Genomic DNA, 26711 nt, shown 5'->3' with positions numbered 1-26711 from the left:
TTTCCTATGAATGAGCCAAAGTTATTAAAATAGCAGGAATTTGCTGCCTTGCAGCACTGAACACCAATCAACAAGCGTTTCAATTTGTAAATTGCTGACTTTGCGGTTATTAGTGTTGTAAAATTTGCCTCTTTAGCTGTGCCACCTGGGCCGCTACGGCGCGCCAAGCAGAGATAAGCGTTTCTGAATTACAATGTGGCCTCAAGAACAAAGAGCGACATCCGTGTCAAATTTAGTCGAAATCCGGGACTTACACTTCAGCTATGGAAAACGGGCCATCCTGTCCGGCCTCCATATGGACTTTCCTCGCGGGAAGGTGGTAGCTGTCATGGGTGGCTCCGGCAGCGGCAAAACCACTGTCCTGCGCTTGGTCGGCGGCCAGATCCGCCCGCAAAAAGGTACCGTCAGCGTGGAGGGTCAGGTCGTTCACCAGCTGAAGACCAAGGAACTCTACGTGCTGCGCCGCAAAATGGGCATGCTGTTCCAGCATGGCGCGCTGTTCACCGACCTGACCGTGTATGAAAACGTGGCTTTCCCGCTGCGCGAACATACCGACCTGCCGGAAGAACTGATCCGCGACCTGGTGCTGATGAAGCTGCATTCGGTCGGCCTGCGCAACGCTGCCAAGCTGAAGCCCGGCGAAATTTCCGGCGGCATGGCGCGCCGTGTGGCGCTGGCGCGCTCGATCGCGCTCGACCCTCAATTGATCATGTACGACGAGCCGTTCGCCGGCCTCGACCCGATCTCGATGGGCGTGACCGCCAACCTGATCCGCAACTTGAACGATGCGCTCGGTTCGACCACGATCCTGGTCTCGCACGACGTCAAAGAGTCGTTCCAGATTGCCGACTATGTGTATTTCCTGTCGCAGGGCAAGATCGTTGCCCACGGCACTCCGGCAGACATGATGGTTTCGACTGATCCTTACGTGAAGCAATTCGTGCACGCGGAAGCGGATGGCCCGGTGCCATTCCACTATCCGGGCAAATCGCTGGCCGAAGACCTGGGCCTGGGAGCACGCAAATGATGCGCCGTTTCCTGCTGAGCGTGGGTGGTGGCGCACGCGACTATGTGGAAAGCATCGGCCTTTCCGCACGTACCTTCTTCACGATGCTGGGGCTGTCGCCTGGCCTGCTGCGCCGTCCGCGCCTGCTGGTCGAGCAGCTTCATGTGATCGGTAACTATTCGCTGCTGATCATTATCCTGTCCGGCCTGTTCGTCGGCATGGTGCTGGGCCTGCAGGGCTATTACACCCTCAACAAATACGGCGCTTCCGAATCGCTGGGCTTGCTGGTCGCGCTGGGCCTGACCCGCGAACTGGGACCGGTCATCACGGCCCTGCTGTTCGCCGGCCGCGCCGGTACGTCGCTGACCGCGGAGATCGGCCTGATGAAGGCGGGCGAACAGCTGTCCGCCATGGAGATGATGGCTGTGAACCCGATCCAGCGCGTGCTGGCGCCGCGTTTCTGGGCTGGCGTGATCTCGGTTCCGCTGCTGACCGGCATGTTCAGCGCGGTCGGTATCCTGGGCGGCTACCTGATCGGCGTTGGGCTGATCGGTGTCGACGAAGGGGCGTTCTGGTCGCAGATGCAGGGTGGCGTGGACGTGTGGAAAGACGTATTCAATGGATTCGTGAAAAGTGTGGTGTTCGGTGTAGCCATCACCTATATCGCGCTGTACCAGGGCTATGAAGCCCAGCCTACCCCGGAAGACGTTTCCGGTGCGACGACGCGCACCGTGGTCATCTCTTCGCTGATGATCTGGTGGCTCGACTTCATGCTGACGGCGCTGATGTTTAGCAAATAGCAAGTAACAACCGGGGTCAGCTCCTGACATGCGACACGCGCAGCGTGTTGTATGTTTGGCCCTGACACCGCTGATTATAGGATTCGATATGCAACGTAAATCTCTCGACGTTTGGGTTGGTCTGTTCATTGTGATGGGCGCTGCCGCCCTCATGTTCCTGGCACTCAAGGCCGGCAACCTCGGCTCGATGACCATGGGCAAGACCTACCAGGTGACCGCTCGTTTCGACAACATCGGCTCGCTGCGCCCGCAGGCTGCCGTCAAGGCGTCCGGCGTGGTGGTTGGCCGTGTCGCGTCGATCGGTTTTGACGACAAGGTGTATAAAGCCGTGGTGACGCTGGATATGGAAGAGGGCTTCAAGTTCCCTAAAGACAGCTCGGCCAAGATCCTGACGGCCGGCCTGCTGGGCGAGCAGTATATCGGCATCGAAGCCGGCGGCGACGAGAAGAACCTGGTGGCTGGCGACCGTATCGCCCGCACCCAGTCCGCAACCGTGCTGGAAGACCTGATCAACCAGTTCATCTATAGCAAGGCAGCCGAAGGAAAGGACTCCCAATGAGCAAATTCCGTACACTTGCCCTGAGCCTGGCCGTCGTTGGCACGCTGAGCGGCTGCGCCGGTCCAAACCCGCGCGATCCGTTCGAAGGCTATAACCGTGCCGTGTTCAACTTCAACGACAAGGTGGACGAGTACGCGCTGAAGCCGACCGCCACCGTCTACAAGAACGTCACCCCCGGCTTTTTCCAGACCGGCGTGAGCAACTTCTTCGGCAACCTGGCTGACGTCTGGACCGCCGCCAACAACCTGCTGCAAGGCAAGGTTGGCGATGGCATGTCGGACTTGATGCGCGTGGCCTTCAACTCGACCTTCGGCCTGCTGGGCGTGCTCGATATTGCTTCCGAAGCAGGTTTGCAAAAACATAAAGAAGATTTCGGCCAGACCCTGGGCTCCTGGGGCGTGCCGTCCGGCCCCTACCTGATGCTGCCGCTGCTGGGCCCATCCACCGTGCGCGATACTGCCGCCCTGCCGGTGGATATCAGCGCCGATCCATGGCAATACAAAGATCCTGTCAACGTGCGCAACATCGGCACCGTTACCCGTGTTGTGGATCAGCGTGCAGCTCTGCTGGACGCCTCCACACTGCTGGAAGATGCCGCCCTCGACCGTTACGAGTTCATCCGTGACGGTTGGATGCAGCGCCGTAACAGCCAGGTTTACGATGGCGAAGACGGTCCGAAGGACAAGCAGAAGCAGCCTGAAGTGGAGGACGAGGCGCCAAAGCAGCCTCAGGCTATAATGCCGGAACCGGCTGAAACCAAACCCAGCCTGTGATCCGGAACACAACCCTACATAGGTAAAGAACAATGAAATTGATCAAACAACTGATCGCGGTCGCAACTGTAGCTTTCGCTACCAGCGCATTTGCCGCTCCTGCTCCTGCCAATGAAGCGCCGGACGCGCTGGTCAAGCGCATCAGCTCCGAAGTGCTGGAAACCGCCAAGTCCGACAAGGACATCCAGGCCGGCAACCAGAAGAAAGTCATGGACCTGGTGGAAACCAAGATCTTGCCTTACGTCGACTTCCAGCGCATGACCTCGCTCGCGGCCGGCCGCTACTGGCGTGAAGCTACCCCTGAACAGCAAAAGCAACTGGCTGCCGAATTCCGTACCCTGCTGATCTTCACCTACTCGGGCGCGCTGTCCCAGGTGAAAGACCAGACCGTCGATTTCAAGCCTATGCGTTCGTCCCCAGGCGACACTGAAGTGGAAGTGCGTTCCCAGGTGAACCAGGCGCGTGGCGAGCCGATCCAGCTGAACTACCGCGTTGCCAAGACCGACGCCGGCTGGAAGATTTATGACATCAACGTGCTGGGCGCCTGGCTGGTGGAAGCCTACAAAGGCACTTTCGCTTCGGAAATCTCGAAGGGCGGCATCGACGGCCTGATCAAGACCCTGTCCGAAAAGAACAAGAAGCTGGCTTCCAAGCCGCTGAAGACCGCAGGTAAATAATGCCTGATACCACTGTTTCCAATCAGCTGTCGCTGAAGTCGCTGACCGTGGCCAACGCCACGGAGGCGCTGGCACATGGTTTGGCTGCGCTGCGCGCCGGCCAGACCGTGTTCGACCTGAGCCAGGTGGAAGCCGTGGACTCCGCTGCCGTGTCAGTCATGCTGGCATGGCAGCGCGCTGCCGCCCAAAGCGGCATCAAGCTGGAACTGCGCAACCTGCCAGAACAGCTCCAGAGCTTGACCAAGCTCTACGGCGTGTGCACGCTCGTGTCGCCCGCCGACCTGCATCATCATTGACCCCCGCCTCACCCCCTGCGTAGTAACAGCGGTATCAGGGGCCAACAGGCTTCGCCTGTCAGCACCTGACACCGGAAATCCTGGTAACTAAATACGGGTTCAACGAGCCCGAACCAAAATTCCAATATAATTGACCGTCTACCGCGCCTGATGAGCGCGCGCCTTTACAACGGTCATCGTTGTCCCAGTTATCTATACAAGTAAGCATGACAGCAATCGAAATCAGCAACGTCCAGAAGCGCTACAAGGCGCTGCAGGCGCTTGGCGGCGTGTCCCTGAAAATCGAGGAAGGCGAGTTCTTTGGCTTGCTTGGGCCGAACGGGGCCGGCAAGACGACCCTGATCTCCATCATCGCCGGCCTGATCCGCGCCGATGCCGGCAGCGTCAAGATCCACGGCCATGACGTGGTGTCCGATTTCCGCGCAGCGCGGCGCAAACTGGGCGTGGTGCCGCAGGAACTGGTATTCGATCCCTTCTTCACGGTGCGCGAAACGCTGCGCCTGCAGTCCGGCTACTTCGGCCTGGGCAACAACGACAAGTGGATCGACGAGGTGATGGAGGAGCTGGGCCTGGCCAACAAGGCCGACACCAATATGCGCGCGCTGTCCGGCGGCATGAAGCGCCGCGTGCTGGTGGCCCAGGCCCTGGTGCACAAGCCGCCCGTCATCGTGCTGGACGAACCGACCGCCGGCGTCGACGTGGAATTGCGCCAGACCCTGTGGCAGTTCATCACGCGCCTGAATCGCGAAGGCCACACGATCGTGCTGACCACGCACTACCTGGAAGAAGCGCAAGCCATGTGCAAGCGCGTCGCCATGCTCAAGCTGGGCAAGGTGGTGGCGCTGGACACCATGTCGCAATTGATTCGCCGCATCTCCGGTTCGCAGCTGGTGCTGCACCTGCCGCACAACTCCCTGCCGGAAGACCTGCAGCCGCTGCTGAACCATCCGCCGGAAGACAACAAATACAGCCTGCGCATCAACGATTACGCGGAGGTCGAAGGCATCCTGGCCCGCTTGCGCCAGGGCGGCATCAGCATCGACGAGATGCAGCTGCAGCAGGCCGACCTGGAAGACATCTTCCTGCAAATCATGGACGAGAACATCGTATGATCACCACCGGTTTCCGCACCCTGGTCTACAAAGAGACGCTGCGCTTTTACAAGGTAGCGACGCAGACGATCGCCGCGCCGATCCTGACCGCCATGCTGTACCTGCTGATCTTCGGGCACGTGCTGTCGGGCCGCGTCGAGGTGTATCCGGGCGTGACCTATACCGCCTTCCTGATCCCGGGCCTGGTGATGATGAGCGTCCTGCAGAATTCATTCGCCAACTCCTCGTCCTCGCTGATCCAGTCCAAGATCACCGGCAACCTGGTGTTCGTGCTGCTCACGCCTTTGTCGCACTGGGAGATCTTTTCCGCCTACGTGCTGGCCTCGATGGTGCGCGGCATTACCGTGGGCTTTGGCGTGTTCGCGATTACCGCCTGGTTCGCGCACCTGAGCTTCACCGCGCCGCTGTGGATCCTGGTGTTTGCCCTGCTCGGTGCTGCCATCCTCGGCACCATGGGCCTGATCGCCGGCATCTGGGCCGAGAAGTTCGACCAGCTTGCTGCTTTCCAGAATTTCCTGATCGTGCCGCTGACCTTCCTGGCCGGCGTGTTCTATTCGATCCATTCGCTGCCGCCATTCTGGCTGGCCGTCTCGCACGCGAACCCGTTCTTCTACATGATCGACGGCTTCCGCTACGGCTTCTTCGGGCAGTCCGACGTGAACCCATGGATCAGCGTCGCCATCGTCTCCGCCTTCCTGGTGGTGCTGGCGCTGCTCGCTATCAAACTCCTGCGCAGCGGCTACCGCTTGCGCCACTGATTTATTGAGGAATTCAAAGTGACCACAACTCCAGAAGCAATCCACAGCTACATCGCTGCCGGCCTCGAATGCACCCACCTGCAAGTGGAAGGCGATGGCCAGCACTTCCAGGCCGTGATCGTGTCGCCTGCCTTCGCCGGCAAGCGCCTGATCCAGCGCCACCAGCTGGTGTATGCCGCGCTGGGCGACCGCATGCGCGAAGAGATCCACGCACTGTCGATGAAAACCCTGACCCCAGAAGAATTCCAAGGATAAGAACAATATGGACAAACTGCTCATCACCGGCGGCAAGCGCCTGGTCGGCGACATCAAGATTTCCGGCGCCAAGAACGCTGCCCTGCCTATCCTGTGCGCGGGCCTGCTGACCGCGGGCGACCTGGAACTGACCAATGTGCCGCTGCTGCACGACGTGGCGACCATGCTCAAGCTGCTGCGCCAGACCGGCCTGTCGGTTGAGCAGGACGGCGAGAAGGTCACGCTGAACGGTTCGAAGATCGACAAGTACGAAGCGCCGTATGAGCTGGTGAAGACCATGCGCGCATCGATCCTGGTCCTGGGGCCGCTGCTGGCCCGCTTCGGCGAAGCCAAGGTGTCGCTGCCGGGCGGCTGCGCGATCGGTTCGCGCCCTGTCGACCAGCACATCAAGGGCTTGCAGGCAATGGGCGCCGAGATCACGATCGACGGCGGCTATATCTACGCCAAGTGCAAGAAGCTGAAAGGCGCGCGCATCGTGACCGATATGATCACCGTGACCGGTACCGAGAACCTGCTGATGGCGGCCACCCTGGCCGAAGGCGAGACCGTGCTGGAGAACGCCGCGCGCGAGCCTGAGGTGACCGATCTGGCCCACCTGCTGGTGGCCATGGGAGCCAAGATCGATGGCATCGGCACCGACCGCCTGGTGATCCAGGGCGTGCAGGAACTGCACGGCGCCAAGCATGACGTGATCTCCGACCGTATCGAAGCGGCGACCTTCCTGTGCGCGGTGGCGGCTGCGGGGGGCGACATCACTATCCGCAATACGCGCACCGACATCTTCGACGTGGCGCTGGACAAGCTGCGCGAGATGGGCGTCGAGCTGACCGTGGGCGACAACTGGATCCGCGCGAAAATGGACCAGCGTCCAAAGCCGGTTTCCTTCCGCACCACCGAATACCCGGGCTTCCCGACCGACATGCAGGCGCAGTTCATGGCGGTGAACCTGATCGCCAGCGGCAGCAGCAAGGTGACCGAAACGATTTTCGAGAACCGCTTCATGCACGTGCAGGAAATGAACCGCCTGGGCTCGAAGATCTCCGTCGACGGCAACACCGCCTACATCGACGGCGTCGAGCAGCTGATCGGCGCGCCGGTGATGGCGACCGACCTGCGCGCTTCGGCGTCGCTGGTGATTGCCGGCCTGGCCGCCAAAGGCGAAACCCTCGTGGACCGCATCTACCACCTGGACCGCGGCTATGACCGCATGGAAGTGAAGCTGTCCGCCGTAGGCGCCAATATCACCCGCATCAAATAATCATCATGGACCTTATTCTCGCCCTGTCGAAAGGCCGGATCTTTGAAGACACGATGCCGCTGCTGGAAGCTGCAGGCATCAAGGTCCTCGAAAATCCGGAAACCTCCCGCAAGCTGATCCTGCCTACTTCGGACCCTGGCATTCGCGTACTGATCGTGCGCGCATCCGATGTGCCGACCTATGTGCAGCATGGCGCGGCGGACTTCGGCGTGGCGGGCAAGGACGTTTTGCTGGAACATGGCGGCGAAGGCCTGTACCAGCCGGTGGACCTGCACATCGCGAAGTGCCGCATGTCGGTGGCGACGCGTGCCGGTTTCGATTACGAGACCGCGGTGCGCCAGGGCGCCCGCCTGCGCGTGGCGACCAAGTTCACCTCGATCGCGCGCGAACACTTCGGCAAGAAGGGCGTGCACGTCGACCTGATCAAGCTGTATGGCTCGATGGAGCTGGCCCCGCTGGTTGGCCTGTCCGACGCGATCGTCGACGTGGTTTCCACCGGCAGCACGCTGCGCGCCAACAACCTGGTGGAAGTGGAGGAGATCATGGACATCTCTTCGCGCCTCGTTGTGAACCAGGCTGCGCTGAAGATGAAGCGTGCCCGCCTGCAACCGATTATCGAAGCATTTGAACGCGCCTCGCTGGCGAAGGCGTAATGGTCATGATCCGCAAACTCGACTCCACCCAAGACGACTTCCAGGAAACCCTCGACGCGTTGCTGGCTTTTGAAGCTGAAACCGATGACGCTATCGAAGGCGCGGTAGCAAAGATCATCGCCGACGTGCGCGCGCGCGGCGATGAAGCGGTGCTGGAATACACCAACCGCTTCGACCGCACCAACGCGGCGTCGATGGCCGACTTCGACATCACCCAGCCGGAGTTGGATGCCGCGTTGGCCGCACTGCCTGGCGCGCAGCGCGCTGCCCTGCAAACCGCCGCCGACCGCATCCGCGTCTTCCACGAGCGCCAGAAGCAGGAGCTACAAGGCTTCACCTACACCGAAGCCGACGGCACCATCCTCGGCCAGCGCATCACGCCGCTGGACCGCGTGGGCATCTACGTCCCGGGCGGCAAGGCTGCCTATCCATCGTCTGTGCTGATGAACGCCGTGCCCGCGAAAGTGGCCGGCGTCGAAGAAATCATCATGGTCGTGCCGACCCCGGACGGCGTGAAGAACCAGATGGTGCTGGCTGCCGCCGCCATCGCCGGCGTGACCCGCGTGATCGGCATCGGCGGTGCACAAGCCGTGGCTGCGCTGGCGCACGGTACGGAAACCATCCAGCCTGTCGACAAGATCGTCGGCCCGGGCAATGCCTACGTGGCATCAGCCAAGCGCCGCGTGTTCGGCACTGTCGGCATCGACATGATCGCCGGCCCGTCCGAGATCCTGGTGATCTGCGACGGCACTACCGATCCTGACTGGGTCGCGATGGACCTGTTCTCGCAGGCCGAACACGATGAACTGGCGCAAGCGATCCTGCTGTGCCCTGACGCGGAGTACATCGCGAAGGTCGAGGCAAGCATCGCCAAGCTGCTGCCTGCCATGCCGCGCAAGGCCGTCATCGAAACATCGCTGCGCGATCGCGGCGCGCTGGTGAAAGTGCGCGACATGGCGGAAGCCTGCGCCATCGCCAACAGCATTGCCGCCGAACACCTGGAGATCTCGGCCGAGAACCCGCAGCAGTGGGCCGACCAGATCCGCCACGCAGGCGCCATGTTCCTGGGCCGCTTCTCCTCCGAATCGCTGGGCGACTATTGCTGCGGCCCGAACCACGTGCTGCCGACCTCGCGCACTGCGCGCTTCTCGTCGCCGCTCGGCGTCTACGACTTCCAGAAGCGTTCGTCGGTGATACACGTCAGTGAAGCGGGCGCGCAAACGCTGGGCAAGATCGCAGCGGAACTGGCTTACGGCGAAGGCTTGCAGGCCCACGCCCGCAGCGCGGAGCTGCGCCTGAAATGACCGACTGGAAGAACCAGGTCTACTGTGAGGACGCGCTGGCCGGATTGGCCCGCGTGCCGGATGGTTCCGTTGACCTGATCCTGACCGATCCACCCTACAACCTGGGCAAGGATTACGGCAACACTTCCGACCAGCAGTCGATGGAAGATTACCTGGCCTGGACGGAAGCGTGGATCGACGCCGCCCTGCCCAAGCTGAAGCCGAACGGTAGCCTGTACATCTTCCTGACCTGGCGCTACTCGCCGGAGATTTTCGTCATGCTGAAAAAGCGCATGACGATGATGAATGAGATTATCTGGGACCGCCGCGTGCCTTCCATGGGCGGCAGTACCCGCAGTTTTTCGTCTGTGCACGACACCATTGGTTTCTTCGTGCGCCGCAAGGATTATTACTTTGACCTCGACGCCGTGCGTATCCCGTACGACGCCGAAACCAAGAAAGCCCGTTCGCGTTCGATCTTCGTCGGTGCGAAATGGCTGGAAGTGGGCTACAACCCCAAGGACCTGTGGAGCGTATCGCGCTTGCACCGGGAGCATGCGGAAAGGGTCGACCACCCGACGCAAAAGCCTTTGGAGATCATTGAACGCATGGTCAAGGCCAGTTGCCCGCCGGATGGCGTGGTGATGGATTTGTTCATGGGCAGCGGGACCACCGCTGTTGCCGCGCGTCGCTGCGGCCGTGATTTCGTTGGCTTTGAATTGAATCCCGAGTATTGCGACATAGCTCGGAAGCGCCTTGAAGCGCTTGCCGAAACCGGTAAACCGATGTCTGACCCGCAGGGTCAGACACCTCCGCCACGCAGAGGGCGCAAGGCAAAGCAATCGCCGGCGCTTAGCGAGGTTTTAGAACAGGAGTAATGCAGAATGTCCCTCGACAGCCTTATCGCCAATACGATCCGCCAGGATGTGCGTTCCGACCACATCTACCATGTGCCGGATGCCAGCGGATTTATCAAGCTGGATGCGATGGAGAATCCTTATGTGCTGCCGAGCCACCTGCATCATGAGCTGGCCAACCGCATCGCCAGCGTCGCGCTGAACCGCTACCCGGTCGCCAGCTACGAAACCATCAAGCAGCGTATTCGCGCCAGGCTGGGCGTGCCAGCGGGCTATGACGTCATGCTGGGCAACGGCTCGGACGAGCTGATCGCCATCATGGCCCAGGCCTGCGCCTTGCAGCCTGCCGAGGGCAGGCGCGCCGTGATGATGGCGCCTGCGCCTTCCTTTGTCATGTTCCAGCGCTCGGCCATGGTGGCCGGCATGGACTTCGTCGGCGTGCCGTTGAAGGCCGACCTGACGCTCGACCTGCCGGCCATGCTGGCGGCGATCGCGCAGCACCAGCCGGCCCTGGTCTTCCTGGCCTATCCGAACAACCCGACCGGCAATCTGTTCGATGCCGGCGATATCGAGCAAGTCATCAAGGCGCTGGGCGACAAGGGCCTGTGCGTGGTCGATGAAGCGTACGAGCCTTTTGCGCAACAGAGCTTCATGGGCCGCCTGCCTGAATTCCCCAACCTGATCGTCATGCGCACGCTGTCGAAACTTGGCCTGGCGGGCATCCGTCTCGGCTACATGTCGTGCGCGCCAGCCCTGCTGGAACAATTCGACAAGATCCGCCCACCCTACAACGTCAACGTCCTGACCCAGGCCGCCGCCGAATTCTGCCTCGACCACCTCGAGGTGCTGAACGAGCAGGCGGCCCTGCTGCGCCAACAGCGCGGCGAGCTGTCGGCGGCACTGGCGAAATTGCCGGGTGTCAACGTTTTCCCCTCGGCGGCAAACTTTATCCTCATTCGTGTACCGAATGCCGACCAGGCGCATGCCAAACTGCTCGAGCGCAAGGTTTTGATCAAAAATGTGGGTAGAATGCATAATGTACTGGCCAACTGCCTGCGCATCACGGTCAGTACGCCCGAGGAAAACGCAATCATGCTGGACGGCCTGAAAGCCGCCCTGGCATCCTGAAGCGAAAACCAAGAGCTTTTCATGAACCGCACCGCAGAAATCACTCGCAACACCAGCGAGACCCAGGTCCGCGTTGCCATCAACCTTGATGGTACCGGCGTCCAGAAGCTGAACACGGGCGTGCCATTCCTCGACCATATGCTGGACCAGATCGCCCGCCACGGGCTGATCGACCTCGATATTGAAGCCACCGGCGACACCCACATCGACAACCATCACACGGTGGAAGACGTGGGCATCACGCTCGGCATGGCAGTTGCCAAGGCCATTGGCGACAAGAAGGGCATCCGCCGCTACGGCCACGCCTATGTGCCGCTGGACGAAGCGCTGTCGCGCGTGGTCATCGACTTTTCCGGCCGCCCGGGCATCGAGTACCACATTCCATTCACCCGCGCGATGATCGGCGCGTTCGATGTCGACCTGACGCTGGAATTCTTCCGCGGCTTCGTCAACCATGCGGGCGTCACGCTGCACATCGACAACCTGCGCGGCACCAATGCACACCACCAGTGCGAAACCGTGTTCAAGGCTTTCGGCCGCGCCCTGCGCATGGCCAGCGAACTTGATCCGCGCGCTGCTGGCGCCATCCCGTCCACCAAAGGAAGCCTGTAACGACAACTACGGCTGACTGATATGAAAAAAATCGTAGTAGTCGATTACGGCATGGGTAACCTGCGTTCCGTAGCGCAGGCATTGCGCGCCGTTGCACCCGAAGCCGAAGTACTGATTTCCGGCGAGCCCGCCGCCATTGATGCCGCCGACCGCATCGTGCTGCCCGGCCAGGGCGCCATGCGCGACTGCATGCGCAGCCTGAATGAATCCGGCGTGAAAGATGCGCTGCTGCGCGCTGCCGCGTCGAAGCCGATGATGGGCGTGTGCGTGGGCGAGCAGATGCTGTTTGACATGAGCGAAGAAGGCGGCAATACCCCGGGCCTGGGCCTGTTGCCCGGCAAGGTGGTGCGCTTCCAGCTCGACGGCATGCTGCAGGAAGACGGTTCGCGCTTCAAGGTGCCGCAGATGGGCTGGAACCAGGTGCGCCAGCGCGCGCCGCACGCGATGTGGGACGGTATTCCCGACAACGCGTGGTTCTATTTCGTGCACAGCTACTTCGCGCAACCCGCCCAGGCGCAGCACAGCGCGGCGGAAACCGTGTACGGCCAGCCGTTCTGCTGCGCCGTCGCCCGCGACAATATTTTTGCCACACAGTTCCACCCTGAAAAGAGTGCCGCCACCGGCCTGCAACTGTACAAAAATTTCATCCACTGGAATCCTTAACCTCAAGAACAACATCATGCTGCTCATTCCTGCTATCGACCTCAAGGATGGTCACTGCGTTCGCCTGAAACAGGGCGATATGGAACTTGCAACCGTCTTTTCCGACGACCCGGGCAAGATGGCCCGCCATTGGCTCGAGCAAGGCGCGCGCCGCCTGCACCTGGTGGACCTGAACGGCGCCTTTGCCGGCAAGCCAAAGAACGAAGGTGCGGTGAAATCGATCATCCAGGCCGTGCAAGACTATGCCGAGGAGTTTGACCTGCCTGAAATCCCGGTGCAACTGGGCGGCGGCATCCGCGACCTCGACACCATCGAGCGCTACCTCGACGACGGTATCAGCTACATCATCATCGGCACGGCCGCCGTGAAGAGCCCGGGCTTCCTGCAGGATGCCTGCGGCGCCTTCCCCGGCCACATCATCGTCGGCCTGGACGCCAAGGACGGCAAGGTGGCGACCGATGGCTGGAGCAAGCTGTCCGGCCACGAAGTAATCGACCTGGCGCAGAAATTCGAAGGCTACGGTGTTGAATCGATCATCTACACCGACATCGGCCGCGACGGCATGATGGGCGGCGTGAACATCGAAGCCACCGTGCGCCTGGCGCAGGCGGTGCGCATCCCGATCATCGCCTCCGGCGGCCTGCACAACCTGGCCGACGTGGAAGCCCTGTGCGCTGTGCAGGACGAAGGCGTCGAAGGCGTGATCTGCGGCCGTTCGATCTATGAAGGCACGCTGGACCTGGCTTCGGCGCAGGAACGTGCCGACGAACTTTCAGAGTAAAGAATATGCTGGCTAAACGCATCATCCCCTGCCTCGACGTGACCGATGGCCGCGTCGTGAAAGGGGTCAACTTCACCGAGCTGCGCGACGCCGGCGATCCGGTGGAAATCGCACGCCGATACGACGAGCAGGGTGCGGACGAACTGACCTTCCTCGACATTACTGCTTCGAGCGACAACCGCGACTTGATCCTGCACATCATCGAAGCCGTGGCCTCGCAAGTCTTCATCCCCCTGACGGTGGGTGGCGGCGTGCGCAAGGTCGAAGATGTGCGCCGCCTGCTGAACGCCGGCGCGGACAAGGTGAGCATGAACACCTCCGCCGTGACCAATCCGCAGCTGGTGTACGAGGCTTCGCAAAAGCACGGCAGCCAGTGTATCGTGGTGGCGATCGACGCCAAGAACGTCGCTCCCGGCAAGTGGGAAGTGTTCACCCACGGCGGCCGCAACGCGACCGGCCTGGATGCCGTGGAATGGGCGCGCAAGATGGCCGAGCTGGGCGCCGGTGAACTGCTGCTGACCAGCATGGATCGCGACGGCACCAAGTCCGGCTTTGACCTGGGCCTGACGCGCGCCGTGAGCGATGCGGTCAGCATCCCGGTGATCGCCTCCGGCGGCGTAGGCGGCCTGCAAGACCTGGCCGACGGCGTCAAGCTGGGCCACGCCGATGCGGTGCTGGCGGCGAGCATCTTCCACTACGGCCAGCACACCGTACAGGAAGCCAAGCAATTCATGGCGGCGCAGGGGATTCCCATGCGCCTTTCTTAAACTTCGGGGAACACACAATGGCTACCGCAATTGCAGCTAATGTCGCCAAAGCCAAATGGCTGAACAAGGTGAAGTGGGACGAACATGGCCTGGTGCCTGTCATCGCACAGGAAGCCGGCAGCAACGATGTGCTGATGTTCGCGTGGATGAACCGGGATGCGCTCTACAAGACTGTGGAGCTGGGCGAGGCCGTCTACTGGAGCCGCTCGCGCAAGAAGCTGTGGCACAAGGGCGAAGAGTCCGGCCACGTGCAGAAAGTGCTGGAAATCCGCCTTGATTGCGACGAAGACGTGGTGCTGCTGAAGATCGAACAGGAAGGCGATATCGCCTGCCACACCGGCCGCCACTCCTGCTTCTTCAACAAGTTCGAGAATGGCGACTGGCAGAACACCGAGCCGGTCTTGAAAGATCCTGAAGAGATTTACGCGGAAGCTAAGAAATGAGCAATGTACTGGACCGCGTGGCGGCCACCATCGAATCGCGCAAGGGCGGCGACCCGTCGTCATCGTACGTCGCCAAGCTGTTTTCCAAAGGCGACGATGCGATCCTGAAAAAGATCGGCGAGGAAGCCACCGAGACCGTGATGGCGGCAAAAGACGCCCGCGTCAGCGGCGATGCTTCGAAAGTGCTGTACGAATGCGCCGACCTGTGGTTCCATTCGCTGGTGCTGCTGGCGCAATTCGATCTGTCGCCGCAGCAGGTACTCGATGAGCTGGCGCGCCGCGAAGGCCTGTCCGGCCTGGAAGAAAAAGCATCCCGTAAGGAATAAAAGTGGAAAATTGCTTGTTCTGCAAGATTGCAGCGAAACAGATCCCGTCGACCGTGGTGCATGAAGACGACGACTTGATGGTGTTTAAGGACATCCACCCGGCCGCGCCGGTACACTTGCTGATCATCCCGAAACAGCACTTGTCGACCCTGTCTGACTGCAAGCCGGAGCACGCGCCCCTGCTGGGCAAGATGCTGGCGCTGGTGCCGCAACTGGCTGAGCAGCATGATATTGCCGTTGCCTACGAGGCAGATGGCACGCCGACACGCGGCTACAAGACCCTGATCAACAGCGGTCCCGATGGCGGCCAGGAGGTGTACCACCTGCATATGCACCTGTACGGCGGCCCGCGTCCATGGCGCGGCATGCGGACTTGAGATTATGACAAGCACATGACAGGGTGCGCTTCGCGTATACTGTCCCAACGAATGATTTTTTTAGGGGTTTTGTAATGGGTTCTTTTAGCATTTGGCACTGGCTGATCGTTCTGGTGATTGTCATGCTGGTCTTCGGCACCAAGAAACTGGGCAATATCGGCTCCGACCTGGGCAAGGCCGTCAAGGGCTTCAAGGATGGCGTCAAGGGCGCGGATGAAGAGAAGCCGGCACAGCCAGCTCCTCCGGCAGCGCAGGTGACCGACAAGGGCACCATCGAAGTCGAAGCCAAGGAAAAGAATAAGCAGTAACCAGCAATGATCGACCTCGGTCTTACCAAAATCGCCGTCATCGGGGTAGTGGCCCTGGTCGTCATCGGTCCTGAAAAGCTGCCCAAGGTGGCGCGCATGGCCGGGACGCTGTACGGCCGCGCCCAGCGTTACCTGAACGACGTCAAATCCGAAGTCTCCCGTGAAATGGAGCTGGACGAGCTGAAGAACCTGCGCAAGCAGGCCGAAGAAGCCGCCAGCACCTTCAAGGACGAGATGGAAAACTCCATCGGCAAGGATATGCGGGAAGTGGAGGCGGCGTTTCGCAATGAAGACCCGGTCACGACGCCTTCGCTGGACCTGTACACCCCGACCAGCGAAGACATGGCGCGCAAGGCCAAGGATTTCCGCCGCAAGCGCGTGGTGCGCAGTTCTGCCGTGCCGTTGTGGTACAAGCAGCAGGCCGGCGTCCGCACCCACGTCATCTCCGGCGCGGCGCGCATGAAGCGCCACCGCCCCGGCAGCCGCAAGAACGCATCGTTTTTCTAAATGAGTCAACAAGAACCCGTCGAAGAGACCTTCATCAGCCATCTGGTTGAGCTGCGCGATCGCCTGGTCAAGGCCAGCATCGGCATCGTGGTGATGACGGCGCTGATCGGCTTCGGTATCGGCCCCTCCAAGATCTATGACTTGATCGCCGCGCCGATGATTGCCGCCATGCCGGTGGGCTCGAAAATGATCGCCACCAGCGTGATCTCGCCCTTCCTGGTGCCGATGAAGGTGACGCTGCTGTTCGGCTTCATCCTGTCGCTGCCGTGGGTGCTGTACCAGATGTGGGCTTTCGTTGCCCCCGGCCTGTACGCGCATGAAAAGAAGCTGGTCGCGCCGCTGGTGATTGCCTCCTCCGCCCTGTTCATGGCGGGTGTGGCGTTCTGTTATTTCCTGGTGTTCGGCAAGGTGTTCGCCTTCATCAACCAGGTGTCGCCGACTTCGATTGCGGTGATGCCGGATATCGAGAACTACCTCGACTTCGTGATGTCAATGTGCCTGGCTTTCGGCTGCGCTTTCGAAGTGCCGGTGGTGGTGGTGGTGCTGGTGCGCATGGGCCTGGTGTCCGTCGCCAAGCTGAGGGAATGGCGCGGCTATGTGATCGTGGCGGCCTTCGTGATCGCAGCGATCGTGACCCCGCCGGATATCGTCAGCCAGTTCTCGCTGGCTATCCCGATGTGGCTGCTGTTTGAAATTGGCGTGATCCTGTCGCCGATGTTCGTCAAGGCGACCACTGCACCGGAAGAAAAAGCGGACTAAGGATCAGAAGAAGATCTTTACCGTATTTGCGCTGACGAGTATCAGGGTAATGATATTCAAGACCCAGAGCGGCCGCATCTTCTTCGTCAGCCGCAACTCAAGTTCAGCAAGCAAAGTACGCATTTCTGCACGTGATATGGCTAGATCTGCATCATTCGCCACCGGTTGACTCAGCGCAAGTTTCAAAGCGTCGGCGTGCGCCTCGGCATGCTCACGCAGCACGCCAGCATCAACCAGTGTTTTAACGAATTGAGCTGTATCAAACTGGATCGGCATGGTCATGGCCACTCCCTCGATTCATGTTAGCAGAATCATCCCGCGGCGTGCGCGGGGCATGGGAGCAGCCTAGACTGATTACTGCATCAGCTCTTTGATCACGCGCACAGGTGCGCTGCCGTAGCTCAGGAAGTCTTCATGGAAGTCTTTCAGCGAGAACTTGCTGCCCAGGGCGGCGCGGCGCTGCTCGCGCAATTCCATGATTTCCGAGTAGCCCGAGAAATAGCTAGTGAGCTGCACCGAGGTGAGCTGCGCGCGGCGCCATTTCTCTTTCGCTTCGGCGGCAGTCTGGAAGGCCTGGCGGGTCAGCAGGTCGATCGCCTCCGGCTCCGTCATGCCCTGCACGTGCACGCTGTAATCGAGGATGGTGTTGGTCACGCTGCGCAGGTTCCACTTCGAGTACATCAGCCACATTTCAGGCTCGTTGTTGCCGTAGCCCGATTCCAGCATCATGCGTTCGCTGTACACCGCCCAGCCTTCCACCATGGCGCCGTTGCCGAAGATCGACTTCACGATCGACGGCGATTTGTTGGCATACACCAGCTGCGCATAGTGGCCAGGGATCGCCTCGTGCATGTTCAGGATCTGCAGGATCCAGTGGTTGTATTCGCGCAGCGTGGATTCGGCCTGTTCCGGCGTGGCGTCGTCCAGAGGCGTCACGTTGTAGTAGGTGCGGTCCTGCGGGCGGTAAGGGCCTGGAGCTTCGATGCTGGCGCCGGCCACGCCGCGCTGGTAGGCCGGCGTCTCGCGCACCACCAGCGGCTTGTTCGGATCGAGCGTCAGCAGGTCGTTCTTGACCACCCAGTCCTGCAGCACAGGAATCTGACGGCGGATCTCGGGGAAGAATTCTTCGCGCGCCACGTGCCTTGACGACAGCGTGTCGATCATCATGCCGATCTTCGCGAAGCGGTCGGACGGCTTGGCCTTGTCCGCCAGGTATTTCGGCCACAGGTCGTCCGAAATGCGGTCCATGTTCGACAGCAGTTGTTCGCGGGCCGCCAGCGCCTTCTGGTATGTCTGTTCGGCATTGCTGCCGGACTGGATGTCGTAGCCGAACTTCGCTTCGTACATCTCCTTGCCGATGCGGAAGGAGCGCGCGCCGCTGACAGCCAGCGACTTGTCCAGCTCACCGAGCCAGGCTGCATAAGCCTCCACGGCTACCTTGGCGGCGGCGATACGCTGCGCGTACAGGTTCTTTTCGTTGGCATTGAGGATCGAGTCCTGTGCCTGCTTGTCCAGGTCGGCCAGCACGGCCAGCACGCCAGGCGCCTGGTCGATGGCCAGCTTCACGTGTTCGCGCGTTGGGTTCTTGATGTTGTTGCGTGCGGCTTCGTAATACGCCGGTACGCTGGCGATGCGGCGCAGCAGGGTGCGCAGGCGCTGCGGCCGTGCGGCATACTCGGTGTTCAGCACGAAGTCGATCGGGCTGGCGATGTTGTAGAGCGCGGGGTTCCATTCCCACTCGCGGAAAGTCGTCAGGTACCAGCGGTCCGAATTCAGCTTGTTCTGCAGCAGGCCAAGGTCGCTGCGCTGTTTCGGTGAGAGCTGTCTGGCGTCGATCTTGCCGAATTTATCCAGCCATTCGTCAATGAAGGCGAGTTGCTGGTCGCGGAAAGCCTGGTCGGGAACGCTTAGCTGCGCAGCAGTGTCGTACTTGCCGACGGAGATCGCAGTCTCCGGATCGATGCGCCACAGCGCGCCCAGGAACTGGTTGGCCTGGCTGTCGAAAGCCTTGTCCTGGCGGCGTTCAGCCGGCAGCGGCTTGCTGGCGACGGCCGGTTTGGCCTTATCCGCCCTGGATTTGCTGGCGGACTTGCCGCCGGATTTGCTGCCCTTGCTTGACCTGGACGACGATTTGCTCGTTTTGCCCTTGCTGCTGCCGGACTTCTTGCTGACGGCGGTTTTCGCCGGTGCATTGGATTTCTTGGCCTTCGTCGCAGCGTCGGCTGGCGACAGGGCCAGGCTCAACATCATCGCGGCGAGGGCGATTTTGGTCTTCATCATAATTCAACCTCTTGCTAGTGCAGCGTGGGAGATTATCACAAGCTGAGTGCCGTCCGCGCCTTGTCGGGGGCCATGCTTGCGGCTTCCGCGGCTGCATCGGGCGGGAGCCATTGTGGAAAAGGGATCTCCTCGTTGACATGCTTGCCGGTGGCGGTATGCACCTGCCGTACCCGCGCCAGCGCGTCGGCAGGCAGTTCGCCCGCCAACGCCGCCAGGGCGGGCCACAGGCGGCGGTGTACCAGCGTCAGTTTTCCCGCCAGCAGGCGGCAGACCAGAACGTCGTCGTGCTCCTGCACTTCGCTGAGCACCGCGAAAATGCGCTTGCCTTCAGGATGGCCCCACCAGCTCCCCTTGATCGGGGCGCCAGCGATGGCTTCGGTCAACGTTGGCACGTTGCCGCGCGCCGAGGCCAGCACGACACCGTGGTGTTCGACAAAGGCCAGGGCTTGTTGCACGTTCATTCGGCGGCCTGCTTCAATGCGCGCAGAAGCAGTGGCTTCAGGCAGTTGCGCTGCGCTTCGTCCTTGCTTTCGCTGATGTTGATGTAAAGCGGCTGCAGGAAGCCGTTCAGGTTGTGCTTGCGGGCCAGCCTGGCCTGCTGCGTGCCGCTGGATGCCGGTGCCGCGGCCAGGCGCGCAAACCAGGCGTCCCAGTCGCTGCATTGCAGCGATTTGGCGCGCGACAGGTAGAAGATGGGAGCCATCAGGCGTTCGCCTTCGCCATAGTGATAGAAATGCTCGCCTGGCGGCGTAACCTGGCTGGCGATGGCTGCCAGCATTTGCTCATGTTCGGCGCGGGTCAAAGCTGGATTGAGCGAGAGCTGCAGCATGACGTCGGCGGCATGGGCAACGCCGTGGCGCCAGCCTTGCTTTTCGTCGAAACCGCGGTAGTCGTTCACGCCGCGCAGGTATTCCGTCGCGGCGCGCACCAGTTGCGCGCGCTGGTCGGTGGAGAGGTAAGGCTTGATGCGGTCCACCCGCGCCACGTCGGCCAGCACCAGGGCGGCGAAAGGGCGCGCGAAACCTTGCGGATCCGGCGCCTGCAGTTGCGCGGCCAGGCGGGTGCGCAGCTCCTGCACTGTGGCGGTATCGAGCTTGTCGGCGCGCATCCAGGCTTGCAGCGCTTCGAAGGCCAGTTCATCGCGCTCGATGGGATCGGGCGACGACAGGCAGGAGACCGCTTGCAGTGCCAGCGCCTGTCGCTGGGCGTCGCCGGCGACGTCCCAGTTTGCGGCTTTCGCTTCGCGCAGCCCGGCGGCCGGACAGTTGGCGGTGGCGGCGGAACCGGAAACCGGCGCCCCGGCCAGGCAGATTGCGGCCAGCGCAGCGGTCGTCGCGAGCTGGCGCGTCTTGGCGCATGCGGCGATGGATGTCAGTTGCATAGCATCTCCTGTCAGAAGCGGCGCAAGCTCTCGTGCAACATCGCAAGCATGTCCTCCGCCGTCATGCGAGCGGCGGTGTCGCTGCCATCGAGCAGGCTGTCGGCCAGTTCGCGCTTGTGGCCGTGCAGCTCGACGATGCCTTCCTCGATTGTATTGCGTGCCACCAGGCGGTAGATGGTGACCGGTCGCGGTTGCCCCATGCGGTGAGCGCGGTCGGAAGCCTGGTCTTCCACGGCGGGATTCCACCACGGGTCCATGTGGATCACGTAGTCGGCTGCCGTCAGGTTGATGCCGACGCCGCCGGCCTTGAGGCTGATCAGGAACACGTCGCCTTCGCCGGCCTGGAAGGCGTCTACCGACTGCTTGCGGGCCGCCATCGGCGTGCTGCCGTCGAGGTACTGGTACTGAATGCCGTTGCGGTCGAGATGGGCGCGGATCAGGGACAGGTGATCGACGAACTGGCTGAATACCAGCACCTTGTGGCGGTTCTCCAGCAATCCTTCCAGCAGGCGCGCGAAGGCTGCCAGCTTGCTCGACTCGAGGCGCAGCGAAGGCGCCACGAGGTTCGGGTTGCAGCAGGCACGGCGCAGTTTCATGATCTCCGCCAGGATCTGCATCGACTTCCGGTCCGCGGGACCTTCGATGGAGGCGAGGTTTTCCAGCGCCTCGCGGCGCAGCGACTCGTACAGCGCGGTTTCTTCCGGCGACAGGTCGACTTCCAGCACGATCTCGGTGCGGGCCGGCAGTTCGGTCAGCACTTGCGCCTTGGTCCGGCGCAGCACGAAAGGCCCGATCAGGCGGCGCAGGCGATTGCGCGCGCCGACTTCCGCCCGGTGGTCCTGCTGGCGCTCGATCGGGCCGGCAAAGCGCAGGTTGAACTGTTCGTGGCTGCCCAGCAGGCCAGGATTGATGAAGCGGAACAGGTTCCACAGCTCGCCCAGGTGGTTTTCCAGCGGGGTGCCTGTAGCCACCATCTTGAAGTCGCCTTTCAGCGCCATGACGGCCTGCGAACGCTTGGTGGCGGCATTCTTGATGTTCTGTGCCTCGTCCAGCACGATGGTGTGCCACTTCGGCTTGGTGAACCGTTCCGACTCCAGTTGCAGCAGGCCGTAGCTGGTGATCACCAGGTCGAACGGCCCGGCATTGGTGACGATATCGTCGCGGTCGCCGGTCGCATACATCTTCACATTCAGTGTCGGCGCAAAGCGTGCCGCTTCACTGGCCCAGTTCAGGCAGACCGAGGTCGGTGCCACCACCAGCGTCGGTCCCTGCGGCGCGCGCAGCAGCACCAGGGCCAGCGACTGCAAGGTCTTGCCCAGGCCCATATCGTCGGCCAGGCAGGCGCCGACGCCCCAATGCGCAAGGCGCGCCAGCCATTCGAAGCCAGCCAGCTGGTAGTCGCGCAACTCCGCCTGCAGGGTGCTTGGCAGTTGCGGCGTGTAGCTGGCACTGGCCTCGATGCGCTGCAGGTGTTCGCGCCACATCGCATCTGCTTCCACCATGCCGACATCGTTGGCAAGTTCTTCCAGCACGAAGGCGGCCAGGCGGTGCACTTTCATGCCGGCGTCGTCGTCTTCGCCATAGGCGGCCAGTTCGGACAGGCGGCGGTGCAGTTCTTCCGAAAGAGCGAGGAACTCCTTGTCGCCCAGCGCGATGAAGCGGCTCTTGCTGGCCCGGATCATGTCCAGCAGCGAGCGCAGGTCCAGCACGCGGTCTTCGTCGACCACCAACTGGCCGCTGGCGGCGAACCAGTCCTTCTTGCTCTTGATGTTCAGGCGCAGCTGCTTGGTGTATACGGGCTTGGTAAGGCGGAAGGTTTCGCCCTCCGGCCACGCCAGCACCACCTTGTCGGCGCCCTGCTCCTGCAACTCGGCCAGCAGCTGCAGGCAGAGCGCGGGCTCTCCCAGCAGCCATTCGCCATGCTCCTCGGTGGCCTGTTCCAGCACTTCGCACTTGAGCACCAGCTGGCGCTCCGCATCGCGTTCGCCCGCCAGGCTGCGGCGTGCCTGCATCGAGCGGCCATTGACGTCGGCGATCACGTTTTCGGCGCCGGCGCCCGGCGCGTAATACGGCCCCGCATCGCGCAGTGGACGCACCTGGATCTGCATCTTCAGGCCTTGCTGGTAAGGCAGCAGGTGGATGTGCAGGCGCGAGTCGGCATCGCACTGCTCGACGCTGGCCGCGCCGCCGCCGATATCGGATTGCACGGTCACCATCGACGACACGGCGCCGATGGCCTTCAGCACCTGGTCCTTGGCATGCTCCGGCACTGTCAGGCCGTCACCGACAATGGCCGCGATGCGGCGATGCTCGTCCTGCACGCTGACCACGCGCAAGCGGTTCGGCGCCTCGCGCAGCACGATCACATTGGCGTTCAGGTTTTCAATGGCAGGGTGCAGTGCGAGGTGCAGCTGGCCTTTCTGAGTACGGATCAGCAATTCGGGTGCGCCGGCCAGCAGTTCGACGCGGGTATCCGGCGCGTCCATCCAGAACACCAGCGGGTGGCCGACCAGTGCCAATACCGCCTGGTCGATGTCGATGTCGTAGCGCAGGCCGGAAGAATAGGCCTGGCGCGATGGCATGATGGCGCTGCCGACCCGCATGTCCTGCGGCGTCAGGAATTCCATCTGCGCAGCATCGTCGCGCAGGCGCTTGAGCGCGACCGGGCGCGCCTTGCCCCAGGCGCCGCGCACGTCGCGTTTCTGCTCGCGCGGTTCAATTTCCGCGATGCCCTGGCGCTCGCCGTAACTGATTGCCCAGACCAGGCGCATTTCGCCGCCGGTCTCGGTGCCGCCCTGCTGCAGGTTGATCAGGGCTGCCAGTTGGCGTTGCCACGCTTCCTGGCGTTCGAACCAGGCGGCCATGTCGCCAAAGCCAAGCTGCTCGCGCAAGGCAGCTGCGCGTCCCGCGGCCGCCTCGTCGCCCAGGTGGCCAAGCAAGCTCTCTGCGCCTGCTGCCAGCAGCATGAAGCCCGCCGCCTCGGCAGCTTGCGACAGGTCCTGCAACTCGGCGCGGCGCTGCTTCAGTTGTGGCAGCGCGAGCCAGTAATACAGCATGCATTGGAACATCTGCGCCTGCAGCGGCGCTTCCCAGGCACGCTGGGTGACCAGGTCGGCCTGCATGGTGCCGGCGCGGATCTGGCGCAGCATGCTCAGTTGCTGGTAGACGGCGCTGTCGGCGTTATGCTGGGCGTGCACGGCGACGTCGAGGTAGCTCTCCGCCGATTTCAGGTGTTTGGCGTCGCCGCTGCGCAGCAGGGCCAGCACGTACAGGTGGCCGGCGATCCCCTGGAACAGGTGTTTGCGCTTGCCGGATTCACGGCGGATCGATTTCAGCGCGGCTTCAAAGCCGTTGATCGCGCCGGCCACATCGCCGCGCAGCAGCATCACAGCGCTCGAGAAGCACTGCGCCAGTGCGCCGTCCATCCCTTCCAGGAAGCGCATGGCGTCGGCCAGCTTGCCGCACAGGATGGCGTGTTCCGCCATCGCCAGCCGCAACGCGGGGCTGGCCTCCTGTCCGGCTGCCTGGCGGCGCTGCAGGTGGCGTTCCGCATAGCCGCGCACCAGCGGCGCCAGGCCGGGTTCGCGCTGGGTGTGCTGGACCAGCAGCATCAGCACGTCATCCTGCAAGGCCGGATGCACCAGCAACAGCATCCCGGCTTCGAAGGGGCGCGAGAAGATGTCGACGATCGGATGCAGTTGCGCCGCCTCGTAGCACACCATGCAGGCGGACAGCAGCGGCAGCACATCCTGCGGCGGGCGTCCGCGCAGCATGGTCATGCGCAGGCGCGCCACGCCGTGGCGGTAGCTGCGCGGCTCGTAGGCGCCATTCCAGTTCTGGCGCATGGGATTGAGCGTCTCGTAAGCCTTGCAGATATCGTCCAGCAGGTGGGCGCCGATGGCGGCGCGAATGGCCGGCCAGCGCAGGCGGGCGTTGCAGACATAGCCGCGCCCCATCACCGCGGTGGTGAAGGCCAGGCGTTCCAGCTTGAGCAGCGGATCGTCCAGTGTCAGGGTGGTGAAGGGCTGGTCGTTCACATCGCGGATGCCGGCCGCCACCATGAGGTCCAGGATGGCGGTGCGGCCGATCGGGTCGCCCACCAGTGCCAGCAAGGCGAGAATGGCTTTTTCAGGCTGTTCGAGGGCCTCGAATTCCGCCAGCAGGGTGTCGCTCATCCGGTCAAGCCAAACATGCGTTGGTAGAAGTCCAGCTCCGCCTGCAGCGTGCGCACGATGGTGTCGGCTTTGCGGAAGCCGTGGCCCTCGCCTTCCAGCTCCACGTATTCGACCGGAATGCCGCGCTGGCGCAGCGCGTTGACCATGGCTTCCGACTGCGGCGGCGGCACCACCTTGTCGTCCAGCCCCTGGAAGAAGATCATCGGGCGCGACAGGCGGCCTGTATGATTGATCGGGGAGCGCTCGGCGTACACCGCCTCGGCCTGTTCCTTCGGCGCGATCAGGTATTCGTTGTAGTGCGATTCGAATTTGTGCGAATCGTCATCCAGCCCCTTCAGGTCGGATACGCCGTAGTAGCTGGCGCCCAGCTTGAATACATCGTGGAAGGTCAGCGCACACAAGGTCGTCAGGCCGCCCGCGCTGCTGCCGCGGATGATCAGGCGTTCGCCATCCGCCAAGCCCTGCGCCACCAGGTGGCGTGCGCCGGCGATGCAGTCCTCGACGTCGACAATGCCCCACTGCCCCTTCAGCGCATCGCGGAAGGCGCGGCCAAAGCCCGTGCTGCCGCCGTAGTTCACGTCCAGGACGCCGAAACCGCGGCTGGTCCAGAATTGCGTTTTCAGGCTCAGGGTGCTGGCTGCCATGCCGGTCGGGCCGCCGTGGCTGATGACGATGACCGGCGGCTTCTCGCCTTGCGGCGCGTGCACGTCCTGGTTGGCCGGCGGATAGAAGAAGGCGTAAGCGGTGCGGGCGCCGGCGCTCGGGTAGCTGATGCTTTCGGGGACGGACAGGTAGCCCAGCGCCGGCAGTCCGGCGATCGAGCGTTCCAGCACTTCGCGCGCGCCGCTTGCCAGGTCGATGCGGGCGATCTCGCTGGCGATGGTCGGGCTGCCTGCCAGCACGACCACATAGCCGTCGCCCACGCGCAGTTCGCGGATCTCCTGGTACGGCGTGGCGATGGGGGCCAGCACCGTGCTGCCAGCGTGCAGGCATGCCAGCTTGCTGACGCCGTGCTCGATATAGCTGCACACGATGTCGCCGTTCGCCCCAAAGCCGTACAGCGAATTGCCGAAGGTCCAGTGCGGCGTCGCAAACTCCGCCGCCATCGGGCACAGCGCTTCGACTGCGCTGGCCGTGCCGCCCGCGCCTTCGCGCAGGCAGTACAGGTTCCACCAACCGCTGCGGTCCGAGACGAAGTGCAGCACGCCGGCAGGCGACCATTCCGGCTGGCAGACCGATTCCTGGGGCCCGCCGGCCACGCGCGAAGGCGTGCCGAGACGACCATCGGCCTCCACATCCGCTACCCAAAGCTCGGTGCCCTGCCACGGCATGCGCGGATGGTCCCACGACAGCCACGCCAGGCGACGGCCATCCGGCGACAGCCTGGGCGAAGAATAGAAGTCATTGCCCATCACGAGTACGCGCTCGCCGCCATCAAAGCCAACTGCGCAGATAGTATTCACCGGTTGCGCATGCGAGCCATCATCCTCAGGATGCTGCTCGCGCACTGCGATCAGGCGCGCGTGCGCTTGGTCAAACACGAAATCGGCAAAGCGCTGGCGGCCGGGCGAGGTGAACGCTTCCGCGGCGCCGCCTGGCGCGAGCCGGTACAGCCGGTTGTCGGCATGGTGCGAGAACACCACCACGCCGCCCGCCACGGCATAAGCGCCGCCGCCATATTCATGAACGCGATTGCGCACGTTGAACGGCATTGGGGTGATTTCGGTGGCGTCGGCAGCGCCCTGGCGGCGCATCATGGTGGTGCGCCCCGCTTCGGACGCGCGGCCAGCCAGCCAGTAGATGTCCTCCCCGTCCAGGACGACCGAAGACAGCGGCGTAGCGCCCGCAGCGACCATTTCGGCGCTGATCGGCGATGGCCAGGTGCCAAAAGGCGCGGTGGAAGTGGAAGTCATGGGC

Annotated in this window: 30 protein-coding genes; 24 read left to right on the top strand and 6 right to left on the bottom strand. The window is 62.5% G+C overall.

All coding sequences use genetic code 11. From position 1 onward, the window contains the following. The first annotated feature begins 223 nt into the window (after nt 1-223). The 24 genes from ACN9MW_RS00815 (at nt 224) to tatC (ending at nt 16958) form a co-directional block, all read left to right on the top strand. Entirely contained in the window at nt 224-1027 is an 804-nt protein-coding gene (locus ACN9MW_RS00815; RefSeq protein WP_426166635.1) for an ABC transporter ATP-binding protein, read from the top strand. After that, nucleotides 1024-1806, top strand: a complete 783-nt coding sequence (mlaE, locus tag ACN9MW_RS00810) for a lipid asymmetry maintenance ABC transporter permease subunit MlaE (RefSeq protein WP_090435822.1) — start codon at nt 1024-1026, stop codon at nt 1804-1806. Before ACN9MW_RS00815 ends, mlaE begins: the two co-directional genes overlap by 4 nt. A gap of 88 nt (nt 1807-1894) precedes the next feature. Further along, nucleotides 1895-2365, top strand: a complete 471-nt coding sequence (gene mlaD, locus ACN9MW_RS00805) for an outer membrane lipid asymmetry maintenance protein MlaD (RefSeq protein ID WP_426166633.1) — start codon at nt 1895-1897, stop codon at nt 2363-2365. Next, nucleotides 2362-3138, top strand: coding sequence for an MlaA family lipoprotein (locus ACN9MW_RS00800; protein ID WP_426166631.1), 777 nt, complete (start codon nt 2362-2364; stop codon nt 3136-3138). Before mlaD ends, ACN9MW_RS00800 begins: the two co-directional genes overlap by 4 nt. Nucleotides 3139-3170: 32 nt before the next feature. Beyond that, the gene (locus ACN9MW_RS00795) at nt 3171-3815 is read left to right on the top strand and encodes an MlaC/ttg2D family ABC transporter substrate-binding protein (RefSeq protein ID WP_426166629.1); all 645 of its coding nucleotides are present in this window, start codon (nt 3171-3173) and stop codon (nt 3813-3815) included. Further along, a complete protein-coding gene (locus ACN9MW_RS00790) occupies nt 3815-4111 on the top strand; it encodes an STAS domain-containing protein (protein WP_426166627.1) in 297 nt (98 codons plus the stop codon). The genes ACN9MW_RS00795 and ACN9MW_RS00790 overlap by 1 nt, the downstream gene beginning before the upstream one ends. A gap of 206 nt (nt 4112-4317) precedes the next feature. Next, nucleotides 4318-5223 (top strand): ABC transporter ATP-binding protein, encoded by a 906-nt coding sequence (locus ACN9MW_RS00785; RefSeq protein ID WP_426166625.1) that lies wholly within the window; start codon nt 4318-4320, stop codon nt 5221-5223. Then, complete coding sequence (locus tag ACN9MW_RS00780) at nt 5220-5981, top strand: ABC transporter permease (protein WP_155455822.1); 762 nt, start codon at nt 5220-5222, stop codon at nt 5979-5981. The genes ACN9MW_RS00785 and ACN9MW_RS00780 overlap by 4 nt, the downstream gene beginning before the upstream one ends. An 18-nt stretch (nt 5982-5999) precedes the next feature. Then, nucleotides 6000-6236, top strand: coding sequence for a BolA family protein (locus ACN9MW_RS00775; protein WP_055938984.1), 237 nt, complete (start codon nt 6000-6002; stop codon nt 6234-6236). A 7-nt stretch (nt 6237-6243) separates the two neighbouring features. Continuing rightward, nucleotides 6244-7494 carry a UDP-N-acetylglucosamine 1-carboxyvinyltransferase gene (murA, locus tag ACN9MW_RS00770; RefSeq protein ID WP_426166622.1) on the top strand — a complete coding sequence of 417 codons (1251 nt, stop codon included), beginning with the start codon at nt 6244-6246 and terminating at the stop codon, nt 7492-7494. Between the two features lie 5 nt (nt 7495-7499). Then, on the top strand, nt 7500-8147 hold the full coding sequence (hisG, locus tag ACN9MW_RS00765; RefSeq protein WP_426166620.1) for an ATP phosphoribosyltransferase: 648 nt from the start codon (nt 7500-7502) through the stop codon (nt 8145-8147). Then, complete coding sequence (gene hisD / locus ACN9MW_RS00760; protein WP_426166618.1) at nt 8147-9451, top strand: histidinol dehydrogenase; 1305 nt, start codon at nt 8147-8149, stop codon at nt 9449-9451. The genes hisG and hisD overlap by 1 nt, the downstream gene beginning before the upstream one ends. Next, nucleotides 9448-10308 carry a DNA-methyltransferase gene (locus ACN9MW_RS00755; protein ID WP_426166617.1) on the top strand — a complete coding sequence of 287 codons (861 nt, stop codon included), beginning with the start codon at nt 9448-9450 and terminating at the stop codon, nt 10306-10308. The genes hisD and ACN9MW_RS00755 overlap by 4 nt, the downstream gene beginning before the upstream one ends. Nucleotides 10309-10314: 6 nt before the next feature. Continuing rightward, complete coding sequence (hisC, locus tag ACN9MW_RS00750; RefSeq protein WP_426166616.1) at nt 10315-11415, top strand: histidinol-phosphate transaminase; 1101 nt, start codon at nt 10315-10317, stop codon at nt 11413-11415. Between the two features lie 21 nt (nt 11416-11436). Then, nucleotides 11437-12027: an imidazoleglycerol-phosphate dehydratase HisB gene (hisB, locus tag ACN9MW_RS00745; RefSeq protein WP_426166615.1), complete on the top strand. Its 591-nt coding sequence runs from the start codon at nt 11437-11439 to the stop codon at nt 12025-12027. A 21-nt stretch (nt 12028-12048) separates the two neighbouring features. Further along, a complete protein-coding gene (gene hisH / locus ACN9MW_RS00740) occupies nt 12049-12690 on the top strand; it encodes an imidazole glycerol phosphate synthase subunit HisH (RefSeq protein WP_426166614.1) in 642 nt (213 codons plus the stop codon). Between the two features lie 16 nt (nt 12691-12706). Beyond that, nucleotides 12707-13471, top strand: a complete 765-nt coding sequence (gene hisA, locus ACN9MW_RS00735) for a 1-(5-phosphoribosyl)-5-[(5-phosphoribosylamino)methylideneamino]imidazole-4-carboxamide isomerase (RefSeq protein WP_426166613.1) — start codon at nt 12707-12709, stop codon at nt 13469-13471. 5 nt (nt 13472-13476) lie between these two features. Continuing rightward, a complete protein-coding gene (gene hisF, locus ACN9MW_RS00730; RefSeq protein WP_426166612.1) occupies nt 13477-14238 on the top strand; it encodes an imidazole glycerol phosphate synthase subunit HisF in 762 nt (253 codons plus the stop codon). 17 nt (nt 14239-14255) lie between these two features. Next, nucleotides 14256-14681, top strand: coding sequence for a phosphoribosyl-AMP cyclohydrolase (gene hisI / locus ACN9MW_RS00725; protein WP_426166611.1), 426 nt, complete (start codon nt 14256-14258; stop codon nt 14679-14681). Continuing rightward, nucleotides 14678-15007, top strand: a complete 330-nt coding sequence (locus ACN9MW_RS00720; protein WP_057265682.1) for a phosphoribosyl-ATP diphosphatase — start codon at nt 14678-14680, stop codon at nt 15005-15007. The genes hisI and ACN9MW_RS00720 overlap by 4 nt, the downstream gene beginning before the upstream one ends. Before the next feature lie 2 nt (nt 15008-15009). After that, nucleotides 15010-15384, top strand: coding sequence for a histidine triad nucleotide-binding protein (locus ACN9MW_RS00715; protein ID WP_130316485.1), 375 nt, complete (start codon nt 15010-15012; stop codon nt 15382-15384). A gap of 74 nt (nt 15385-15458) precedes the next feature. Next, nucleotides 15459-15692: a Sec-independent protein translocase subunit TatA gene (tatA, locus tag ACN9MW_RS00710; RefSeq protein WP_426166610.1), complete on the top strand. Its 234-nt coding sequence runs from the start codon at nt 15459-15461 to the stop codon at nt 15690-15692. Between the two features lie 6 nt (nt 15693-15698). Continuing rightward, complete coding sequence (gene tatB, locus ACN9MW_RS00705; RefSeq protein ID WP_426166609.1) at nt 15699-16199, top strand: Sec-independent protein translocase protein TatB; 501 nt, start codon at nt 15699-15701, stop codon at nt 16197-16199. Continuing rightward, complete coding sequence (gene tatC, locus ACN9MW_RS00700) at nt 16200-16958, top strand: twin-arginine translocase subunit TatC (protein ID WP_426166608.1); 759 nt, start codon at nt 16200-16202, stop codon at nt 16956-16958. A gap of 3 nt (nt 16959-16961) precedes the next feature. Here the strand turns inward: tatC and ACN9MW_RS00695 are convergent, their stop codons facing one another. The 6 genes from ACN9MW_RS00695 to ACN9MW_RS00670 form a co-directional block, all read right to left on the bottom strand. Further along, the gene (locus tag ACN9MW_RS00695; RefSeq protein ID WP_426166606.1) at nt 16962-17240 is read right to left on the bottom strand and encodes a hypothetical protein; all 279 of its coding nucleotides are present in this window, start codon (nt 17238-17240) and stop codon (nt 16962-16964) included. Between the two features lie 72 nt (nt 17241-17312). Further along, complete coding sequence (locus ACN9MW_RS00690) at nt 17313-19238, bottom strand: DUF885 domain-containing protein (RefSeq protein ID WP_426166604.1); 1926 nt, start codon at nt 19236-19238, stop codon at nt 17313-17315. A 35-nt stretch (nt 19239-19273) separates the two neighbouring features. Then, complete coding sequence (locus ACN9MW_RS00685) at nt 19274-19699, bottom strand: hypothetical protein (protein ID WP_426166602.1); 426 nt, start codon at nt 19697-19699, stop codon at nt 19274-19276. After that, entirely contained in the window at nt 19696-20619 is a 924-nt protein-coding gene (locus tag ACN9MW_RS00680; protein WP_426166601.1) for a DUF2785 domain-containing protein, read from the bottom strand. The genes ACN9MW_RS00685 and ACN9MW_RS00680 overlap by 4 nt, the downstream gene beginning before the upstream one ends. An 11-nt stretch (nt 20620-20630) precedes the next feature. Further along, a complete protein-coding gene (locus ACN9MW_RS00675; RefSeq protein ID WP_426166599.1) occupies nt 20631-24794 on the bottom strand; it encodes an SNF2-related protein in 4164 nt (1387 codons plus the stop codon). Continuing rightward, a complete protein-coding gene (locus ACN9MW_RS00670; RefSeq protein WP_426166597.1) occupies nt 24791-26707 on the bottom strand; it encodes a prolyl oligopeptidase family serine peptidase in 1917 nt (638 codons plus the stop codon). Before ACN9MW_RS00670 ends, ACN9MW_RS00675 begins: the two co-directional genes overlap by 4 nt. Nucleotides 26708-26711: the final 4 nt, after the last annotated feature.

The organism is Pseudoduganella sp. R-34, assembly GCF_049904655.1.
Lineage (GTDB): Bacteria > Pseudomonadota > Gammaproteobacteria > Burkholderiales > Burkholderiaceae_D > Rugamonas.
The sequence above is the reverse complement of the archived record's forward strand: the minus strand, read 5'-3'. Positions and strand labels throughout refer to the sequence as shown.

Bases quoted from the DNA above. Each gene is read 5' to 3' on its own strand.
- ACN9MW_RS00800 (WP_426166631.1), top strand. From the start codon at position 2,362: ATGAGCAAATTCCGTACACTTGCCCTGAGCCTGGCCGTCGTTGGCACG.
- mlaE (WP_090435822.1), top strand. From the start codon at position 1,024: ATGATGCGCCGTTTCCTGCTGAGCGTGGGTGGTGGCGCACGCGACTAT.
- tatA (WP_426166610.1), top strand. From the start codon at position 15,459: ATGGGTTCTTTTAGCATTTGGCACTGGCTGATCGTTCTGGTGATTGTC.
- ACN9MW_RS00695 (WP_426166606.1), bottom strand. From the start codon at position 17,240: ATGACCATGCCGATCCAGTTTGATACAGCTCAATTCGTTAAAACACTG.
- ACN9MW_RS00670 (WP_426166597.1), bottom strand. From the start codon at position 26,707: ATGACTTCCACTTCCACCGCGCCTTTTGGCACCTGGCCATCGCCGATC.
- hisC (WP_426166616.1), top strand. From the start codon at position 10,315: ATGTCCCTCGACAGCCTTATCGCCAATACGATCCGCCAGGATGTGCGT.
- ACN9MW_RS00680 (WP_426166601.1), bottom strand. From the start codon at position 20,619: ATGCAACTGACATCCATCGCCGCATGCGCCAAGACGCGCCAGCTCGCG.
- ACN9MW_RS00755 (WP_426166617.1), top strand. From the start codon at position 9,448: ATGACCGACTGGAAGAACCAGGTCTACTGTGAGGACGCGCTGGCCGGA.
- ACN9MW_RS00795 (WP_426166629.1), top strand. From the start codon at position 3,171: ATGAAATTGATCAAACAACTGATCGCGGTCGCAACTGTAGCTTTCGCT.
- hisD (WP_426166618.1), top strand. From the start codon at position 8,147: ATGGTCATGATCCGCAAACTCGACTCCACCCAAGACGACTTCCAGGAA.
- hisA (WP_426166613.1), top strand. From the start codon at position 12,707: ATGCTGCTCATTCCTGCTATCGACCTCAAGGATGGTCACTGCGTTCGC.
- ACN9MW_RS00720 (WP_057265682.1), top strand. From the start codon at position 14,678: ATGAGCAATGTACTGGACCGCGTGGCGGCCACCATCGAATCGCGCAAG.
- hisH (WP_426166614.1), top strand. From the start codon at position 12,049: ATGAAAAAAATCGTAGTAGTCGATTACGGCATGGGTAACCTGCGTTCC.
- hisG (WP_426166620.1), top strand. From the start codon at position 7,500: ATGGACCTTATTCTCGCCCTGTCGAAAGGCCGGATCTTTGAAGACACG.
- mlaD (WP_426166633.1), top strand. From the start codon at position 1,895: ATGCAACGTAAATCTCTCGACGTTTGGGTTGGTCTGTTCATTGTGATG.
- hisB (WP_426166615.1), top strand. From the start codon at position 11,437: ATGAACCGCACCGCAGAAATCACTCGCAACACCAGCGAGACCCAGGTC.
- tatC (WP_426166608.1), top strand. From the start codon at position 16,200: ATGAGTCAACAAGAACCCGTCGAAGAGACCTTCATCAGCCATCTGGTT.
- ACN9MW_RS00785 (WP_426166625.1), top strand. From the start codon at position 4,318: ATGACAGCAATCGAAATCAGCAACGTCCAGAAGCGCTACAAGGCGCTG.
- hisI (WP_426166611.1), top strand. From the start codon at position 14,256: ATGGCTACCGCAATTGCAGCTAATGTCGCCAAAGCCAAATGGCTGAAC.
- ACN9MW_RS00690 (WP_426166604.1), bottom strand. From the start codon at position 19,238: ATGATGAAGACCAAAATCGCCCTCGCCGCGATGATGTTGAGCCTGGCC.
- hisF (WP_426166612.1), top strand. From the start codon at position 13,477: ATGCTGGCTAAACGCATCATCCCCTGCCTCGACGTGACCGATGGCCGC.
- murA (WP_426166622.1), top strand. From the start codon at position 6,244: ATGGACAAACTGCTCATCACCGGCGGCAAGCGCCTGGTCGGCGACATC.
- ACN9MW_RS00780 (WP_155455822.1), top strand. From the start codon at position 5,220: ATGATCACCACCGGTTTCCGCACCCTGGTCTACAAAGAGACGCTGCGC.
- tatB (WP_426166609.1), top strand. From the start codon at position 15,699: ATGATCGACCTCGGTCTTACCAAAATCGCCGTCATCGGGGTAGTGGCC.
- ACN9MW_RS00790 (WP_426166627.1), top strand. From the start codon at position 3,815: ATGCCTGATACCACTGTTTCCAATCAGCTGTCGCTGAAGTCGCTGACC.
- ACN9MW_RS00675 (WP_426166599.1), bottom strand. From the start codon at position 24,794: ATGAGCGACACCCTGCTGGCGGAATTCGAGGCCCTCGAACAGCCTGAA.
- ACN9MW_RS00685 (WP_426166602.1), bottom strand. From the start codon at position 19,699: ATGAACGTGCAACAAGCCCTGGCCTTTGTCGAACACCACGGTGTCGTG.